This window comes from Stutzerimonas stutzeri, assembly GCF_000590475.1.
Lineage (GTDB): Bacteria > Pseudomonadota > Gammaproteobacteria > Pseudomonadales > Pseudomonadaceae > Stutzerimonas > Stutzerimonas stutzeri_D.
On sequence record NZ_CP007441.1, the window covers coordinates 3,527,299 to 3,545,475 of the forward strand.

At 58.4% G+C, this 18,177-nt stretch carries 14 protein-coding genes; 5 read left to right on the forward strand and 9 right to left on the reverse strand.

Features of this window, described 5'->3' with window-relative positions; translation table 11 throughout:
• Positions 1-57: 57 nt before the first annotated feature.
• From ahpF to secA, 5 genes are all read right to left on the reverse strand, one after another.
• On the reverse strand, positions 58-1,623 hold the full coding sequence (gene ahpF, locus CH92_RS16000) for an alkyl hydroperoxide reductase subunit F (protein ID WP_025242780.1): 1,566 nt from the start codon (positions 1,621-1,623) through the stop codon (positions 58-60).
• 143 nt (positions 1,624-1,766) lie between these two features.
• The gene (gene ahpC / locus CH92_RS16005) at positions 1,767-2,330 is read right to left on the reverse strand and encodes an alkyl hydroperoxide reductase subunit C (RefSeq protein WP_025242781.1); all 564 of its coding nucleotides are present in this window, start codon (positions 2,328-2,330) and stop codon (positions 1,767-1,769) included.
• A 222-nt stretch (positions 2,331-2,552) separates the two neighbouring features.
• Complete coding sequence (locus CH92_RS16010; protein WP_025242782.1) at positions 2,553-3,494, reverse strand: Nudix family hydrolase; 942 nt, start codon at positions 3,492-3,494, stop codon at positions 2,553-2,555.
• Positions 3,495-3,587: 93 nt separating this feature from the next.
• A complete protein-coding gene (argJ, locus tag CH92_RS16015; protein ID WP_025242783.1) occupies positions 3,588-4,805 on the reverse strand; it encodes a bifunctional glutamate N-acetyltransferase/amino-acid acetyltransferase ArgJ in 1,218 nt (405 codons plus the stop codon).
• Positions 4,806-4,917: 112 nt separating this feature from the next.
• Positions 4,918-7,656 (reverse strand): preprotein translocase subunit SecA, encoded by a 2,739-nt coding sequence (secA, locus tag CH92_RS16020; RefSeq protein WP_025242784.1) that lies wholly within the window; start codon positions 7,654-7,656, stop codon positions 4,918-4,920.
• A 321-nt stretch (positions 7,657-7,977) separates the two neighbouring features.
• On the opposite strand from secA, the gene CH92_RS16025 reads away from it, so the two are divergent.
• From CH92_RS16025 to CH92_RS16040, 4 genes are all read left to right on the forward strand, one after another.
• Positions 7,978-8,439, forward strand: a complete 462-nt coding sequence (locus tag CH92_RS16025) for a DUF721 domain-containing protein (protein ID WP_025242785.1) — start codon at positions 7,978-7,980, stop codon at positions 8,437-8,439.
• A gap of 132 nt (positions 8,440-8,571) precedes the next feature.
• Positions 8,572-9,036 (forward strand): hypothetical protein, encoded by a 465-nt coding sequence (locus CH92_RS16030; protein ID WP_025242786.1) that lies wholly within the window; start codon positions 8,572-8,574, stop codon positions 9,034-9,036.
• A gap of 95 nt (positions 9,037-9,131) precedes the next feature.
• Positions 9,132-9,395, forward strand: a complete 264-nt coding sequence (locus tag CH92_RS16035) for a YebG family protein (protein WP_025242787.1) — start codon at positions 9,132-9,134, stop codon at positions 9,393-9,395.
• A gap of 133 nt (positions 9,396-9,528) precedes the next feature.
• A complete protein-coding gene (locus CH92_RS16040) occupies positions 9,529-9,798 on the forward strand; it encodes a DUF3509 domain-containing protein (RefSeq protein ID WP_025242788.1) in 270 nt (89 codons plus the stop codon).
• Positions 9,799-9,961: 163 nt separating this feature from the next.
• Here CH92_RS16040 and CH92_RS16045 read toward each other — a convergent pair whose 3' ends face one another.
• From CH92_RS16045 to CH92_RS16060, 4 genes are all read right to left on the reverse strand, one after another.
• Positions 9,962-12,583: a LuxR C-terminal-related transcriptional regulator gene (locus tag CH92_RS16045; RefSeq protein WP_025242789.1), complete on the reverse strand. Its 2,622-nt coding sequence runs from the start codon at positions 12,581-12,583 to the stop codon at positions 9,962-9,964.
• Between the two features lie 275 nt (positions 12,584-12,858).
• The gene (locus CH92_RS16050; protein ID WP_025242790.1) at positions 12,859-14,220 is read right to left on the reverse strand and encodes a DUF1329 domain-containing protein; all 1,362 of its coding nucleotides are present in this window, start codon (positions 14,218-14,220) and stop codon (positions 12,859-12,861) included.
• 109 nt (positions 14,221-14,329) lie between these two features.
• Positions 14,330-16,201, reverse strand: a complete 1,872-nt coding sequence (locus CH92_RS16055; RefSeq protein ID WP_025242791.1) for a DUF1302 domain-containing protein — start codon at positions 16,199-16,201, stop codon at positions 14,330-14,332.
• Between the two features lie 601 nt (positions 16,202-16,802).
• Complete coding sequence (locus CH92_RS16060) at positions 16,803-17,360, reverse strand: hypoxanthine-guanine phosphoribosyltransferase (protein ID WP_025242792.1); 558 nt, start codon at positions 17,358-17,360, stop codon at positions 16,803-16,805.
• 177 nt (positions 17,361-17,537) lie between these two features.
• Between CH92_RS16060 and upp the strand changes: the two genes are divergently transcribed.
• A complete protein-coding gene (upp, locus tag CH92_RS16065) occupies positions 17,538-18,176 on the forward strand; it encodes a uracil phosphoribosyltransferase (protein WP_025242793.1) in 639 nt (212 codons plus the stop codon).
• Position 18,177: the final 1 nt, after the last annotated feature.

The window sequence follows — 18,177 nt, forward strand, 5'->3', positions numbered from 1 at the left end:
CGAAAACAAAAAAGGGGAGCAGATTCGCATCTGCCCCCCTTACCGTTAGCGCTTCGCTCAGTCGTCGACGGAGCTACGTATTAGGTGGTCGAAGGCACTCAGCGAGGCCTTGGCCCCTTCGCCGACAGCAATGACGATCTGCTTGTACGGCACGGTGGTGACATCACCAGCGGCGAAGATACCTGGCAGCGAGGTCTCGCCACGTGCATCGACGATGATCTCGCCACGCGAGGTCAGCTCCACGGTGCCTTTCAGCCAGTCGGAGTTGGGCAGCAAGCCGATCTGCACGAAGATGCCTTCGAGTTCCAGGCTGTGGAATTCGCTGGAGTTGCGATCCTTGTAAGTCAGGCCGGTGACTTTCTTGCCGTCGCCGATAACTTCGCTGGTCAGCGCGCTGGTGATCACGGTGACGTTAGGCAGGCTGTGCAGCTTCTTCTGCAGCACGGCATCGGCGCGCAGCTGGCTGTCGAACTCGAGCAGGGTCACCTGAGCGACAATACCGGCCAGGTCGATGGCCGCTTCCACACCCGAGTTGCCACCACCGATCACCGCCACACGCTTGCCCTTGAACAGCGGGCCGTCGCAATGCGGACAGTAGGCGACGCCTCGGCCGCGGTATTCCTGCTCGCCCGGCACGTTCATTTCGCGCCAACGCGCACCGGTCGCCAGGATCAGTGTCTTGGCTTTTAGCGAAGCGCCGCTCTCCAGTTTGATCTCATGCAGATCGCCTTGGCTCGAGGCCGGAATCAGTGCCGCGGCACGCTGCAGATTCATGATGTCGACGTCGTATTCACGCACGTGGTTTTCCAGCGCGCGGGCCAGTTTCGGGCCTTCGGTTTCGTTGACCGAGATGAAGTTCTCGATGGCCATGGTGTCCAGCACCTGACCGCCGAAACGCTCAGCCGCAACACCGGTACGGATGCCCTTGCGCGCGGCATAAATGGCCGCAGCGGCGCCGGCAGGCCCGCCGCCAACGACGAGCACGTCAAAGGCGTCCTTGGCGCTGAGCTTCTCAGCGTCACGCGCCGAGGCGCCGGTGTCGAGCTTGGCGAGGATCTCTTCCTCACCCATGCGACCCTGGCCGAACAGTTCGCCGTTGAGGTAAATGCTCGGCACCGACATGACCTGGCGAGCGGTAACCTCCTCCTGGAACAGCGCACCGTCGATGGCGACGTGGCGGATGTTCGGGTTGAGCACGGCCATCAGGTTCAACGCCTGGACCACGTCCGGGCAGTTCTGGCAGGACAACGAGAAGTAGGTTTCGAAGTTGTATTCAACATCGAGGTTCTTGATCTGCTCGATGATGTCCGGCGCGGTCTTGGACGGATGCCCGCCGACCTGCAGCAGTGCGAGCACCAGGGAGGTGAACTCATGCCCCATCGGAATGCCGGCGAAGCGCAGGCTGATATTGCCGCCGATGCGGTTGAGCGCGAACGACGGACGACGATCATCATTGCCATCGGCGCGCAGGGTGATCTTGTCGCTCAGGCTGGCGATTTCTTCCAGCAGGCTAAGCATTTCCTGGGATTTGGCACCGTCATCGAGGGACGCGACGATCTCGAACGGCTGGGTGACCTTTTCCAGGTAGGTTTTCAGTTGCGTTTTGAGATTGGAGTCCAACATGAGCAGCGATCCCCTTCTTGCAGAATTCAGGTAATAAAACGCCCGGACGGTTCACGCCCAGGCGTTTGGTGTAGCGGATCGGTCAATGATCCTAAACGCGGGAAGGAAGCGCTGCGCCTGGGCGCAGCATTTCCGGTCCGTATTTAGATCTTGCCAACCAGATCCAGCGAAGGTGCCAGAGTGGCTTCGCCTTCCTTCCACTTGGCCGGGCAAACTTCGCCCGGGTGAGCGGCGGTGTACTGAGCGGCTTTCAGCTTACGCAGGGTCTCGGAAACGTCGCGAGCGATCTCGTTGGAATGAATCTCAACGGTCTTGATCACCCCTTCCGGGTTGATCAGGAAGGTGCCACGCAGGGCCAGACCTTCTTCAGTGATGTGTACGCCGAAGGCGTTGGTCAGCTGGTGCGTCGGGTCGCCGATCAGCGGGAACTGAGCCTTGCCGACAGCAGGGGAAGTCTCGTGCCAAACTTTGTGCGAGAAATGGGTATCGGTAGTGACGATATACACTTCAGTGCCGGCCTTCTGGAAATCGGCGTAGCTGTTGGCAGCATCTTCGATCTCGGTCGGGCAGTTGAAGGTGAACGCCGCCGGCATGAAGATCAGTACCGACCACTTGCCCTTCAGGGATTGTTCAGTGACTTCGATGAACTTGCCGTTATGGAACGCATTGACTTTAAACGGCTGGACTTGGGTGTTGATCAGAGACATCTACTAACTCCTTGGAGGTCGAAAATTTAACGGGGCTAACGATAGCGCAACTGAGCACATACGGTTAATTGATTAAGAAAATTGCATCGATATAATTTTGCTATCGACGTTACATCCTCGTCTATGAGGGCATCGAATACGACAATGGCATCGACCTGCAATTCGAAACGGGCTGTCGGACCATTGAGAACTTCTTGTGGCCAGTGCCAAAAGTTATTCGTTTCACTGCGGCCAGAACGCCCGAATGGCTGCGACGCCCTGGCCGCCCGCACTGAAGACCTGCATTAGATCGGCTCGGCCAAGGCCGCCCAGTAGATAAGCAGGCTGGTTAAAGCCTACCAGCAAGTCAGCGACGCGTGGCCACCCCAAAGGCTGCGCGCCGGCGTGGGTGGCAGTATGAAGGACCGGCGAAAGCGTGATGAAGTCGACTCCCATTGCCATGGCTAGTTCCAGCTCAGCGGCATCATGGCAGGACGCCGCGAGCCATTGCCCTACCGGCACTGGCCTCCCCTGCCCGGCATGCCGTCGCACCTGCTCGGCCGTCAGATGCCAACCGGCTCCGGGAAACTCGCCCAGCCACTCCAGAGGACCCTTCAGCATCAGCTGAGCACGTCCGGCGCACATGGCCATAACGTCAGCCGCCAGCACTCGGTAATCGACCGGAGACAGGGATGGTGCACGCAACTGGATCAGCCGAAAGCCGGCATCCAGTGCCCGCGACAATCCGTTCAGCAGCTGTTGCGCAGAAAACTCGTCAGGGGTAATCAGGTAGCGATCCGGCAAACGCGCGGCAGCGATGATGGGCCGGTTCGCCGCCGGAAAGCTGTAGCTCGGCAAATCCGCAGCCTCTACCCAGGCCAGTGGCTGACCCTCGGCCCCGTGCGGCTCGCCAGTGAATGCCGACACTTCCCAGACATCCAGCAAAACCTGTTTGTCCGGATAGTCGTGACGCACCTGAATCAGCGGCCTCGCCGCCGTCACACCGATACCCAACTCCTCCGCCAGCTCACGAACGAGCGCGGCCTCGGTGGTCTCACCTTCCTCGACCTTGCCTCCGGGAAACTCCCACAGCCCGCCCTGGTGCTTGTCGAGGGGGCGCCTGGCGATCAGCACCCGGCCGTCGCTGCAGCGGATCACCCCGGCAGCCACATGGAGTCGTTTCATGCTTGAGCTCCAAGCCAAACACTGCAATCGCCGGTCTCAAGCCGGCGCACGAATAGCGCGTGTAGCTTGAAGCCTGTGGCTTGCCGCTGCGCCTCAGGTCCGATATTCGGCATTGATTCGCACGTACTCGTGGGACAGGTCGGTCGTCCAGATGGTCTCACTGCAGCTGCCACGCCCCAGCTCGATACGGATCTCTATTTCTTCCTCGGCCATTACCGCAGCGCCCTGTTCTTCGGTATAGCTTGGCGAACGGCCGCCTTGGCTAGCGATGCATACAGCCCCTAGATAGACATCGACCTTGCTCACGTCCAGATCGGCCACGCCAGCACGGCCGACTGCCGCGAGAATACGCCCCCAGTTCGGATCGGAAGCGAACAGCGCCGTCTTGATCAGCGGCGAGTGCGCGACGGCATAGCCGACATCGAGGCATTCCTGATGGTTCTGGCCGCCGTTGACGATGACTGTGACGAATTTGGTCGCGCCTTCGCCGTCCCGGACGATGGATTGCGCCACGTCCATGCTCACCTCGAACACGGCTTGCTTGAGTTTTTCGAACAACTCGCCACTGGTCTTGGTGACTTCCGGCAGCGCCGCCCGGCCAGTCGCCACCAGCATGCAGCAATCATTGGTCGACGTATCGCCATCGATCGTAATGCGGTTGAAGGACTTGTTCGCGGCGTCGCGCAGCAGATCCTGCAGGACGGGCTGGGCGACCTTGGCGTCCGTGGCGATATAGCCGAGCATGGTGGCCATGTTCGGTCGGATCATGCCGGCGCCTTTGGAAATACCGGTCACGGTAACCGTGACACCGTCGTGCTCGAACTGGCGGCTTGCGCCCTTGGGCAAGGTATCGGTCGTCATGATGCCGGTTGCCGCTTCGGCCCAGTGGTTTTCGTCCAGGTCCGCTACCGCGGCGGGCAGCGCGGCCTCGATTTTCTCGACCGGCAGCGGCTCGCCGATCACGCCTGTGGAGAATGGCAGAATGGATTTTTCGTCACAGCCGGTCAGCTTCGCCAGACTGGCACAGCTGCGCATCGCCGCCTGCATGCCAGGCTCACCCGTACCGGCGTTGGCGTTGCCAGTGTTGGTCAGCAGATAGCGAACCGCTCCCTGCGCCCGTTGTTTGGCCAAGGTCACCGGTGCGGCGCAGAACGCATTCAAAGTGAACACGCCGGCGACGGTCGATCCTTCGGCACAGCGCATCACTACCACGTCCTTGCGCCCCGGTCGCTTGATGCCGGCCGAGGCAATGCCCAGCTCGAAACCGGGGACAGGATGCAGAGTAGGTAAGGAACCAAGACCGACAGCCATTGATGCACTCCTTAAAACGATTGGATGGCCTTCAGCCACCGTGAAAAACGCGGAGAAAAACGCCGCGAGCGGCTAGGCCGGTCGCGGCGCGGGTCATATCGGACGGAACCGGTTATTGAACCTGTCCGTGACAGTGTTTGTATTTCTTGCCGGAGCCACAGGGACAAGGCTCGTTGCGCCCGATCTTCTGCTCGGTGCGCACGGGCGCTGCCGCTGTGGCCACACCACCCTCTGCATCCGGCTCTTCGTCAGACTGCTCCAGCGCCGACACCTCGGCATGTTGGAACTGCATGCGCTGCGCCAGTTCTTCGGCTTCGCGGCGCAGACGCTGCTCTTCCTCCACCGGATCTTCTCGGCGGACCTGGACATGGGAAAGGACGCGGATGCTGTCACGCTTGATCGATTCGAGCAGATCCTGAAACAGCGCGAAGGACTCTCGCTTGTATTCCTGCTTGGGATTCTTTTGAGCATAACCGCGAAGATGGATGCCGTGACGCAGATGATCCATCGTCGACAAATGGTCTTTCCACAAATCGTCAAGAACGCGCAGCACGATTTGCTTCTCGAACGTGCGTAGCGCCTCGGCGCCAGCCAGCTCTTCCTTCTCGTTGTAAGCGGTGATCAAGGCCTCGAGGATTCGCTCGCGCAGGGTTTCCTCGTACAGCTTCTCGTCGTCGTCGAGCCACTGCTGGACTGGCAGGCGCGTACCGAAATCGCTGTACAGCACCGCTTCCAGCCCGGCGATGTCCCACTGCTCCGGCAACGACTGCGGCGGGATGTGCTGGTTGATCGCATAATCCAGCGCCTCGCGGCGGAAATCGCTGATGGTTTCACCGATTTCATCGGCGGCCAGCAGGCTGTTGCGCATGTGGTAAATGACCTTGCGCTGCTCGTTGGCGACATCGTCATACTCGAGCAACTGCTTGCGCATGTCGAAGTTACGCCCCTCGACTTTGCGCTGAGCCTTCTCGATGGCATTAGTGACCATGCGATGTTCAATGGCCTCGCCAGACTCCATGCCTAGGGCCTTCATGAAATTCTTCACCCGGTCCGAGGCGAAGATGCGCATCAGGCTGTCTTCCAGCGACAGGTAAAAACGGCTCGAACCGGCATCGCCCTGACGACCGGCGCGGCCACGCAGCTGGTTGTCGATACGCCGCGACTCGTGACGTTCAGACGCAATCACATGCAAGCCGCCAGCTTCCAGCACCGCCTGGTGGCGCTTCTGCCAATCGGCCTTGATCTGCGCGACCTGCTCGTCGGATGGGTTTTCGAGCGCCGCGACTTCGACTTCCCAGTTCCCGCCCAGAAGGATGTCGGTACCGCGACCGGCCATGTTGGTAGCAATGGTCACGGCCCCGGGGCGCCCGGCCTGGGCGATGATTTCGGCTTCCTTGTCGTGGTGTTTGGCGTTGAGCACCTTGTGCTCGATACCTTCCTTCTGCAGCAACTGCGACACGTATTCCGAACTTTCGATCGTCGCGGTGCCGACCAACACCGGACGGCCATTGTTCTGGCAGTCCTTGATGTCGGTAATGATCGCGGCGAACTTCTCTTCCTGGGTCAGATAGACCAGGTCGTTGTAATCCTTGCGCGCCAGCGGCTTGTTGGTCGGGATGACCATGACCGGCAGGTTGTAGATCTGCATGAATTCGAACGCTTCGGTATCGGCGGTGCCGGTCATGCCGGAAAGCTTCTTGTACAGACGGAAGTAGTTCTGGAAGGTAGTGGATGCCAGGGTCTGGCTTTCCGGCTGGATCGGCAGGCCTTCCTTCGCTTCGATGGCCTGATGCAAACCTTCGGAAAGACGACGACCCGGCATAGTACGACCGGTGTGTTCATCAATCAGCAGAACCTGATTGTTCTGCACGATGTACTCGACGTTGCGATGGAACAGTTTGTGCGCGCGCAAGCTGGAATAGACGTGGGTCAACAGGCCGAGGTTATGAGCCGAGTAAAGACTTTCGCCTTCCGCCAGCAGTCCGGCCTTGGTCAGCATTTCCTCAACGAACTGGTGACCGGCCTCGTTCAGCTCGACCTGCCGGGTCTTCTCGTCGACAGTGAAGTGCCCTTCCTGCGTGACGACACCTTCTTCTTCCTCGATGTGCTGCTTGAGCAATGGAATCAGCTGATTGATCTGCTGATAGAGCTTGGAGCTGTCTTCGGCCTGACCGGAAATGATCAGCGGCGTACGGGCTTCGTCGATGAGGATCGAATCCACCTCGTCGATAACTGCGAAATTGAGTTCGCGCTGGTTCTTCTCGCCGAGGCTGAACGCCATGTTGTCGCGCAGGTAATCGAAGCCGAACTCATTGTTGGTACCGTATGTGATGTCGGCGGCGTACGCCGCGCGCTTCTCTTCCGGCGGCTGGAACGGCGTGACGATACCCACCGTCAGGCCGAGAAATTCGTACAACGGGCGCATCCAGTTGGCGTCGCGGCGCGCCAGATAGTCGTTCACCGTCACCACGTGAACGCCCTTGCCCGCAAGTGCGTTGAGATAGACCGCCAGGGTCGCCACCAGGGTCTTGCCCTCACCGGTACGCATCTCTGCGATCTTGCCCTCGTGCAGCGTCATGCCGCCGATCAGCTGTACGTCGAAGTGACGCATACCCATCACCCGCTTGCCGGCCTCGCGGCAGACAGCGAAGGCTTCGGGGAGAATCTGGTCGAGGGTCTCGCCTTGGCCGAGGCGGGCCTTGAACTCTTCGGTCTTGCTCCGCAATTGCTCGTCGGAGAGAGACAGCATCTGCTCTTCGAGCGCATTGACGGCTTGTACCGCCTTGAGCATGCGCTTGACCTCGCGGTCATTCTTGCTACCAAAGAGCTTCTTCATTAAAGGCGCAAACATATCGACAAAGACTTCCATGCTGGGGATGGAGGCACGGCCGCAGGGCCACTACGGCTGCGTGCAAAGGGGGCATTCTACTCGGAAACGCCGGGGAGGAAAGGTGCCTGCTGCGCAGCTATGGCAGCCAGTGGCATCGAAAACCTGACGACCCAGCGGTCACACGCGGAGCTGACACGGGCCATCTGCCAGTATCGATCAGCACAACCGCACACGACCGGCCGCTGCTCCGTTGCCCCCCAGCCAAACGACGGCCATCGCGAGCTCAGGACCGCTCTAGGCTTCTGCTAACATGACCGCTCATTCTCAGCCCGGGTCACTGCTATGTCGTTGCGCCCACTGCCAGCCAAAGCACCCGCTTCGCTGTTGCGCGAGGCAAAACCGCTAAAAGCCCTGTTCGGCGAGGCACGACGACTCGATCGGCTACAGCATCTGGTCGAAAGTCAACTGCAGCCTGCGGCTCGAGAATATTGCCGTGTGGCCTCATGGCGTGAAGGGACCTTGCTGCTCATCGTCACGGATGGCCATTGGGCGACGCGTCTGCGCTACCAACAACGACGCTTGCAGCGACAGCTGCAGGGCATGGACGAATTTAAAGACCTGAGCAAGATCCTGTTCAAGGTCCAGCCTCCCGAGACGCCGCGGCACAAACCCGGACCAGCACCTGAGCTGTCTGCCCGCGCAGCGGACAACATCCAAGAAACCGCGCGCGTTATCACGGACCCTAAACTCAAGGCCGCGCTCGAACGGCTCGCCAGCCACGCTCGCCCTGTCACGGATGACTGACCAGCCAAGTGCACGCACGGCAGCTGTATCGCGGTTGGGATTCGCCACTCGCCTGAGCCAGCGTTAGGATGTTCGAGCAGTTCACCGACAAGTCGAGGTATCGATGCCTACCCATTCGAGCGGCCATCCACCATGCTGATCGGCGCCCTGCTGATCGCCACCTGGCTAATATTGCTGGTTCGCTATCCCCTTCGAGCGGTTCCGATTTCACTGGGCGCGCTTCTCGGTCTGGGTCTGGTTGCCGCGTGGGTGGTCTGGCAAGAGCAACACAGAGAGCACCTGCTCGCTCAGCTCGAATTGCGACTGGCCTACGACCCCGCCGCCTGTCCGCCCGCGCAGCCTCTGCGCATCACCCTTGATAATCACAGCCCGAGCGCATTACAAAACCTTCGCTGGGAAGTTGCCGCCTATTCGCCTGGCTCCAGTTTGAATCTGGTGACATCAGACTACGATGCGCCGCGATACCGAGGCCCTGGTGATCTTCAACCCCAACAGCGCTGGGAAACCTGCGCCCCTATACCACCCTTACGTGCGGGTTACCGCAGCAGTACGCTTGAGTTTCGAGCCGAACGACTGCAAGGCAGCTTCGCCAATTGAGATGGCCATCTGACACATGATTGCTTTCCATTCTGCGCCCGGCAGCTTATGCTGTACAAACAACCAGTATTCATTCAATTGAGCCGAGGTGGTAGATGGCCGTCGAAGTGGTGTACCGCAGCAGCCGGGACTTGGAGCGTTTGTTCATGGATAAAGCCGAAGCAGACCGTCACGATAAGATGCTTGAATTGGCCGAAGCCTTAGCCGCAGCACTGCATAAGGCTGCACCGTCGCTGAGTGAACAGCAGGCTGACGATATCGGCATATTCATGGCCAAGCATCGGGATCTGTTTGCCAAAGCCTTCAAGAACAACCCCGAAGCCTTGGCCGAGCTGCCAACGTCGACCGACGAGTCTTGAGGAGAGGGGTCGCAGCTCTGTGCCACCCGGCGGCGCCCTGCTTCGTTTTGCCGCAGGGAACATGCCCAGCGGGCGAAACTAGTTAATCCATACTCGGTCCACTGGGTGCAGTCATCCAATCAGGTAACCGGCGATGGACAGTCCTTTCAAGAAAATCAGCGATGTATTCCAGCCAGCTTACAACGTCAATTTCAGCATCGAGAAACCTGACGGCAGCATCCTGCTGACGCTGACCGACGCAGCAGGTGTTGCGGTCAAACGCTTTATCAGCTCCAGTCAGTGGAGGGACCAGCAGCAGCTTGAGCGATTGATCACCAGTTTGCAGTTCAGCCTCGCAATCGAACGCGGCGAACAAGTCAGCACTTATCGACTAACCAAACATTCGCATTCTGCCGTTCAGTAAGAGTAACTGTCAGCCTGATTGCCTGCAGGCTACTGCAACCTCAGCGTCACCCTTCCGATAGCATCAAGAAATACGATGGTCTCCACGCCGCCTGCGCAATGTGCTCTGCACCTTGCGCAGCCTCGCAGCGGCGATCCATCCGTTCGCTGATCGGTAGAGCGGCTCAGAGCCAGGCCAGTGCCTTGGCCCGAGCCACTGCCTGAGTACGCCTGGCGACACCCAACTTGGTATTGATGCGCCGAGCATGTGTTTTGACTGTATGCAGTGAAATAAAGAGCTGCTCGGCAATTTCCTGATTCGAGCAACCCTGGGCGATAAGCCTCAACACCGTGAGTTCGCGATTGCTCAGGATCACCTCGTCACCCGCAGCCAATGCGTCTTCGGGCTCTCGCTCGAATTGCTGCAGGCGATCGCGCAGACTTTCGCCCTTGCCGGCAGGCAATATTCGGGCGAGCCACTGCGGCTGACGATGTTGCAATTCATACATCGGCTTGATCAAATGCTGCCTCGCGGCTTCACCAAGCGCCTTGCGCAACTCCAGCTCCGCTTCGTCTTGTCGACCATCCAGTTGCAACGCTTCCGCAAGTGTGAATCGGCATTCACAGGCCAACCCCAGGCGCTGAGCGCGAATATTCTGCTCGATTAATTCCTGCAACGTGTCGATGGCCAACGAAAAGCGCCCCGAAAGCATATCGATTACAGCCAGGTATCGCTGAACTCGTGGTAGCAACTCATAGAATCCGGAAGGTGCGAGATATGTGTGCCGTCCGTACAGCTCCATTACCTGTATGAATACGGCCCTGGCTTTTTTCAGTTGCCCCTGATGCAACCAGGTCAGACCGGTTATCAACGGCAAAATGCCGCGGAAACGTGCCTCTGGCACATGTCGCCACTGGGTTAACCGCTCAGCTTCACGCAACCAGTGATACGCCGTCGGAAATTCCTGATTGCGAGCAGCAAGTTCCGCGAGGCCGGCATAGCCGAAGAACACATAGGAATCACCGCAGGTCTCCGTCTCGATTCGTCCCTGCTGATACGCCTCGCGGGCCAGTTCATCGAGCCCCTGATAAGCGAGCAGATGCCCCTGCAGCAGTTTTAACCGGCCGATTATCGGGCTATGCCTGACACTGTCGCGCAGCACCATCAGTGACTCTTCAAGAACCCCGACGGCCCGTTCGAACTCACCGGTGAGCTCCAGCAGCTGGATTCGATCGACGTTCAGCATCGCCTCGTAAAGCACGCTGCCCTTGAGCCGTGCCAGTTTCATGCCTTCACTGTTGTACTGCTGCGCCAGCTCGAGCTGACTCTCGGCCATCGCCTGCTGGGACAGTGCCTGATAACACAGCACTCGCTGCGCCCATGCATGATCAGACAAGACTTCCAGCGCTTGGAGACAATAATTCCGGGCCTCGGGCTCGCCACGCAAGCGGGCAAGAAAGCCGCGCAAGGCTTGCCATTGAGCGAGCAGCTGCGCCTGGCGCCGAGCGTCGGGTTGGGGAAAGAACTTCGCCAGATCGGCCAGGCAATCATCCGCCTCGTCAAGGCGGGCGGAGATGATCAATGCCCAGCCGTGCAGCACGATCAACCGAGTCGTGCTGTTGAACAGGTCCTGCGGCAATTCGCTGCGCCACTTCATAAAATGCGAGACGTTATCGCCGATGAGCAATTGTTCCTGCCCGTAGCGCTGCAGAAAGTTGGCTGCGACTTCCGGCTGCCCCGCCCACAATGCATGCTCCACCGCCTCGCGCATCTCGCCGCGGTTGGCAAACCATTGACAGGCGCGCAGATGGGTCTGCGTTGGCGATATCGCTTCGGGCATCCGCTGCAACATCAAGGTTAGCGGTCGCCACAGGCGGAACCATTCGCCGCAATTGTCGATTTGGCGAATGAACAACTGGAACGTTTTCAGCACATCGAGGAGGTCACTACCGATGCCATCGAGCACATGCTCGCATAGCTGCGGTGAAAAACGTGGCATGCGCGCCAACGCGAACAGTGCGCGGCGGACGTCTTCGCTCTGCCCCTCAAGCACCTCTCGCTGCACGTAGTCACGCAGCAAAGGCGTGCCCGCTACCAGCCGTTCACGCACCGCCTGTTCATTGGCATTCAATAACAGCAGACTGATGCCGGCGAGCCAGCCCTCGCTACCTGCCAACAGCTGTTTGAACGTGTCGTCCGCCAGGTCCAGCCGGTGTGCTTTGAGTAATTGCCTGAGTTCACCGGCAGTCAGCGCCAAAGCCTCAGCCTCCACCTCGAGCAGGTCGCCTTGAAGCAATAATCTTGGCAACTTCCATGCAGGTTGCCGGCGGCTGCTTACCCACCAACTGACCGACTCTGGACCTCTTTCGAGAAGCAGGTCGAGGCAGGCATCGAACTCTGCAGCCGTCTCTCGCGGATAATCATCCAGCATGATCCACAGCGGATGCCGAAAATCATGCAACAGATTGACGAGATCCTGCTGCACGTCCCCGCTCGCTACGGTCGAGCTATTCAGTACGCGACTGAGCTGTGAATAAAGTGCTTGGGCAGAGCACGGTCGGCCACCGAGATCGAGCCAGACAAGATGGGTATCAGCGGGCACCAACCGAGCACACTCATTCATCAGCACGCTTTTACCGAAACCGGCCGGCGCACATATCAAACGCAGGCGACAACGGGCCTCGAGCAGCGCCTCGGTCAGCCTCGGCCTGGGAATGTGTAAAGGAGGAAGACGTGGGATGGTCGCAACTTGAACCTGCGCGGCGGCTTCTGTGCTGAGTGCACCAGGGTTGAAGCGTACGGACATAGCGAGGTTTCTCTTATTCGTATCAGTCCATTGAGGAACGCGATGAGCGCGGCCAACAGGTCCTGCTCCGGGACCAGGCTAACTTGAACCGTATCGGTGCGCTTATGCGGTCACAACCTGCACGATTACATCTCTTTTGTCGACTCGCGCAAACGCTCAGCCTGCTCGGCCCGATATCCGGCTCTACTAATGGCTAAAAAGTATCATCCTCCGCCTCTGGAGAAAAAAAAAGGCGGCCAACTGGCCGCCTTATTCATCAGTTGGATGCTATGTGATCAGCGCACCCCGGCATTTCGCAGCGCGGCGGGCGTGAAATCCCGGGCCGAAGCCTTATAGCCGAACTCATGCGCTTTTTCTTCGTTGCTCATGCCAATCGCAATGTAGCGACCGGAGATCACATCGTAGAGCGCCTCGAAGGCATACGCCGGAACCTTGTGCTGGTAGTACTGCAGAAGGTGCGCCTCACCGACGCGCCAAAGCTGCCCGCGACCGTCGTAAAGCTCGGACTCCGCGATCTGCCAGGTATCCTCGTCCACGAAGAAACGGCGCTTAGCGTAAATGTTACGCTCACCATCCTTGAGGTTGGCTTCGATTTCCCATACACGGTGCAGCTCGTAACGGGCCAGATCCTGGTTGACGTGACCGGCTTTGAGGATATCGCTGTATTTCACGTCACTGGAGTTGATGTCGAAGCTGTTGTAAGGAATGTACAGCTCTCTCTTGCCGATCAGTTTCCAGTCGTAACGGTCCGGGGCACCGCTGAACATGTCGAAGTTATCGGTAGTCCGCATCCCGTCGGCGGCGGTACCTGGGCCGTCATAGGCGACCTGCGGAGCACGGCGCACACGGCGCTGACCGGCGTTGTAAATCCACGCCTGGCGCGGATCTTTTACCTGGTCCAGCGAATCGTGCACCAGCAGCACGTTACCCGCGAGGCGCGATGGAGCCGTTACCCGCTGCTTGAAGAACAGCAACGCATTCTTGGCGCGTTCCGGATCCAAGTCTGTCATGTCGCTTGGGAACGCCACTTCGTCTTCGAAGTGCACCAGGGTGTAGCTGCCATTGGTCTGCGGCGTAGCCTGCACGATGTTGCGACGGACGTTGCCGCCGCGATAACGGGTGATGTGGTTCCAGACGACTTCCAGACCGTTCTTCGGAATCGGGAATGCGTAGTAACGGCTGTCGGCGAAATTGTCGACGCCATTACCGCCACCGACCAGTTCGGTATTCAATGCGCTTTTCTTAGCGGCCTCGTAGATCCGATCCGGCACAGCAGCGCTGCGATGGGTCGGAAATACGCGCATTTTGTAGGTTTCCGGATAACGCTTGAACATCGCCTGCTGACCGGCAGTCAGCTTGTCCTTGTACTGGTCGGCGTTCTGCGCGGTGATGACAAACTCGGGCTGTTCATCCTTGAAGGGATTTGTGACATGGCCGTCACTGAGCGATGCCGCATCGGTGGCGAGTCCGCCAGTCCACTCGGGGATGCTGCCATCAGCGTTACCCGCCTTCTCAGCGCCCAGCGGCGTCAGCGAGTTGCCAAGTTTTGCGGCTTCCTCTGGAGATACGGCGGCCATCACGCTGCTGGCGAGCAGCGAAAGGGCCAAGACACTGAATAGTTTTCTTGTTGTTTTCATACGATTCCAGTTCCTCTTGATCTTGGTTTGGCCGGAGGCCTTGCATAACGCGAGTCCCGTAGCGGAGCACCTGAGCAGGGCTCCACACACGTTAAATGAAGCGGCCTCCTTAAAAGTTCACGCCAACGCTGAGCGCGAGGAAGTCACGATCAACCAGGGTGTTGTAGTCACCGCCAAAGAAATCGGTGTATGACAAGCTGGCCGTGTAAGTGTTCTGGTATTCGGCATCGACGCCGACACTGACAGCCTTGGAACCTTCATTGAACAAACCGTTCGGTCCGTAGCCATCGACGTCATGTGCGAAGGACAGGTTAGGCGTCAGGTTCACTCCGGCAAACACGTTGCTGTAGTTGGCCAGAGCACGCAAGCGGTAGCCCCAAGAGTTGGCGGTAACGAAGCCATCATTACCGTATTCCGGCGTATCAAGGCCGTAGATAGAGTCTCGGCCATAGCGAAGCTCGCTTTTGCTTTCGAGGCCACCTACATGCGCGTAACCAATCTCACCCACGACAGTGACACGTCCAGCTCCGAACACCTGATCGAAGAAATGCGTAAAGGTTGTCTGAATCTGAGTGACTTCCTTACGGTTATAACCCCGATGCTCGACACCTGCCTGACCAATCGCCCCTGCTATGTCACCTGCGCCGATTGAGGCACCGATACCGGTTGCAAGTAAGCCCGTGGTGTAGGTGGAGTTAAGCGCAACCGGCAGGTTAGGGCGGTAGCTGATTTCACCCGACCAAGCAGTACCGGTAGGCAGGGTCGAAGCGAAGCTTGCACCATACAGGCGGATATCTTCTGGATATTCTAGAAAGTATTCGCCATTGCTCAATAGCGCGGGGGAAGCCAATGCATCGAACGCGGCACCCGGCGGCAGTCCGGTTGCAGGCGAATCTGCACCGAGCAGACCAAGAAGCGCACCAATCTCGGAGGCCGATGCGTTTTTATACCCTACTGTCGGCGTACGGCTGTGATAGTTCATGAAGTAAAGACCGTATTCGGCCGCGTCAGCCAGCCAGCGGAAGGCCAAGCCATACTGGCCAGAATCACGAGCATCCCGATCGCCACCGCGAGGAACAGTAACGCCTTCAGGCCCGACGATAATGCCCAGATCATCCAAACCAGCGTAATAGTCCGCACCAATGAGCGCATTTAACTGGTCGATCGTAGCGCCAGCTCCGAGAATGCCATCACGCTGTTCGGCTGAAAGCACCGTGTAGTTATCATCGCAGCCATCGGCCGCTACGTCGTTGCTTGCGAAAAACGTTCCGCAGTTATCAATGATGGTCTGGTCCCATTCCAGTTGGTAGAAGGCCTCCATGCTGAGCCGATCACTCAAGCTCTGGGATACGTAGAGCATATTGACCGGAATCAGACCTTCCTTGATCTCAGCACCTGGCCGACGAAACGCTGCCGCATCGAGCGGGTTGATCGAGTTAATAGAGTTGCCGATGAAGGTACTTTCGCCCCAGCTGACCACCTGCTTGCCGAGTCGAACAGTGCCCGGTAGATCGCCCAAGTAATAATTGTGGTACAGGAAGGCGTCGAGAATCTGTGCGCCGGAGGATTGCGCAGCCTCCTTGCGGTTGCTGTCGCTGATGTCCTTGAACAAACGATCTTCATCTTTCAGTTCGAAGTCGTACCAGTATTTACCACGGATGAAGGCACCGCTGTCACCGTAGCGCAGTTCGAGATCGTGAATGCCTTTAAATATCTTGGAAAAGGTCTCGCCTTTTTTGAAGTTCAGACGGCCATCGTCACCCGTTTGGGTATAACCGGTGCCGCCATTAGCAAGGCCTACCAGATCCATATCGCGATCAGTCGTCGACCAACTGGCTCCAATAGACATGGACGAGTCAAATTGACCCTCGATTTCCCCAACATTGAAAGTAACAGCGTAAGCCGGCGATGCGATGCCCAACGCGACCGCGAGGGCCAGGGTTTTGGGCTGGAAGATTCCTTGCCTTGTTGTTTTTGTCATGAGGCGCTCCTGGTTGGTTCGAAGTACGCTCACCCTAACCACACCGCAGAATAGGGTTAAGCGCACTAAGGTTTGATTTGTTTTGTAATCCTTAAGTATGAATAGCCTTCCCGCTATTGGCTTGCAACGGTGTCTCGCGCTATTTGGAAACGCCACTCGCAGCGAAGCTATCCGAGAGCTTAGTCGCAAGCGAAATTGGCGCAACCCTCGAAATAGAGCAGTTGCGACGCCAATAACGGAAAAATCAGCGGAACCGTGCCGAATCGCCCGCTGGCCCCCCGCCTCCACACGCCACGCACGATTCCCGGCCTTACCAAGCACGACGACGAGATACACCTCGTAAAGCACCGGAGCGTTACCGAGGCGCAGCGTTGAGGCGAAACGAAACAGTCAAAAGGAGCGGCTGGAGCCGAGCATCAGCTGAGAGCTGCAAACCACAGCCCGACAACCAAAGGAAAGAGGGGAATAAGTGCCGGAACCGCGCAGGGAGGCACATCCCCCGAAGCAAGGGGGCGTTGTGGTGCGATAGCCGTTTGCCGGCCATCGTGTTCAGGGCCGAACGACGCTCGGCCCCTCAGGAATACCTATCGGTGATACTGCCCTACATGCCTTTAACGGCGAAGATACCAGGGGCGTTGCGCCAATAACCCTTGTAATCCATGCCGTAACCGAACACGTAGCGATCGACACAGGTAAGCCCGACATAGTCGGCTTTCAGGTCCGGCCGGGCCTTGCGTTGGTGCTCCTTGTCAACCAGTACGGCCGTATGCACGGCAGCGGCACCGGCATGCCGACAGAAGTCGATGATCGCGCCGAGCGTATGCCCTTCATCGAGAATGTCATCGATGATCAAGACATCGCGGTCGATGAATGAAATTTCCGGCTTGGCCTTCCAGAACAGATCCCCGCCACTCGTTTCGTTGCGATACCGCGTAGCGTGGAGATAGGAGAGTTCCAATGGGAAGTTCAATTTGGGAACCAGCTTGCCGGAGAAGATCAATCCGCCGTTCATGACGCAGAACACAACCGGATTGCGGTCAGCCAGTTCGTTATTAATCGTTGCGGCCACCGCATCGATTGCCGCTTCAACTTCGGCTTCGGTATGCAGGCAGTCGGCTTCAGCCATGATCTGGCGTACATGTGCAAGATCGACGGACATCGCGATGCTCCAAGACAGTTAGAGGATGGAAGCAGCTCGGTTGGCCGCCCAACAAAATAAAGGGCGCGACGATACCGATGCCGCCATGGACAGGGCAAGTCCCGCTTGACTCATTAATAGCCGCTAACACTTCGATGCATTAATCTACGCCGGTTTATACGACCGCCGGAGCCACCCATGACCATTCGAGAGATTCGCCATCCGCTTATTCGCCACAAACTTGGGCTGATGCGCCGCGCAGATATCAGCACCAAGAACTTCCGAGAACTGGCGCAGGAGGTCGGCTCGATCCTCACGTACGAAGCGACTCGCGATCTGCCGCTGGAAAACTACAGCATCGATGGTTGGTGTGGCCCGGTCCAGGTCGAAAAAATTTCCGGCAAGAAAATTACGGTAGTACCCATTCTGCGCGCCGGCATCGGCATGCTCGACGGTGTGCTCAGCCTGATTCCCGGCGCGAAGGTCAGCGCGGTAGGCATTGCGCGCAATGAGGAAACCTTGCAGGCCCATACCTATCTGGAACGCCTGGTAGACGATCTTGATCAGCGCCTGGCAATGATCATAGATCCGATGCTGGCAACTGGCGGATCGATGGTCGCCGCCATCGATATGCTCAAAAAGGCAGGCTGCAAGGAGATCCGCGCACTGGTGCTCGTCGCAGCTCCGGAGGGCATCAAGGCCGTTGAGGATGCCCATCCCGACGTCATCATTTATACCGCCTCGATTGACGATCGCCTGGACGAAAACGGCTACATCATGCCCGGCCTGGGCGATGCGGGAGACAAGATCTTCGGCACCAAGCAGAAGGACATCTGAG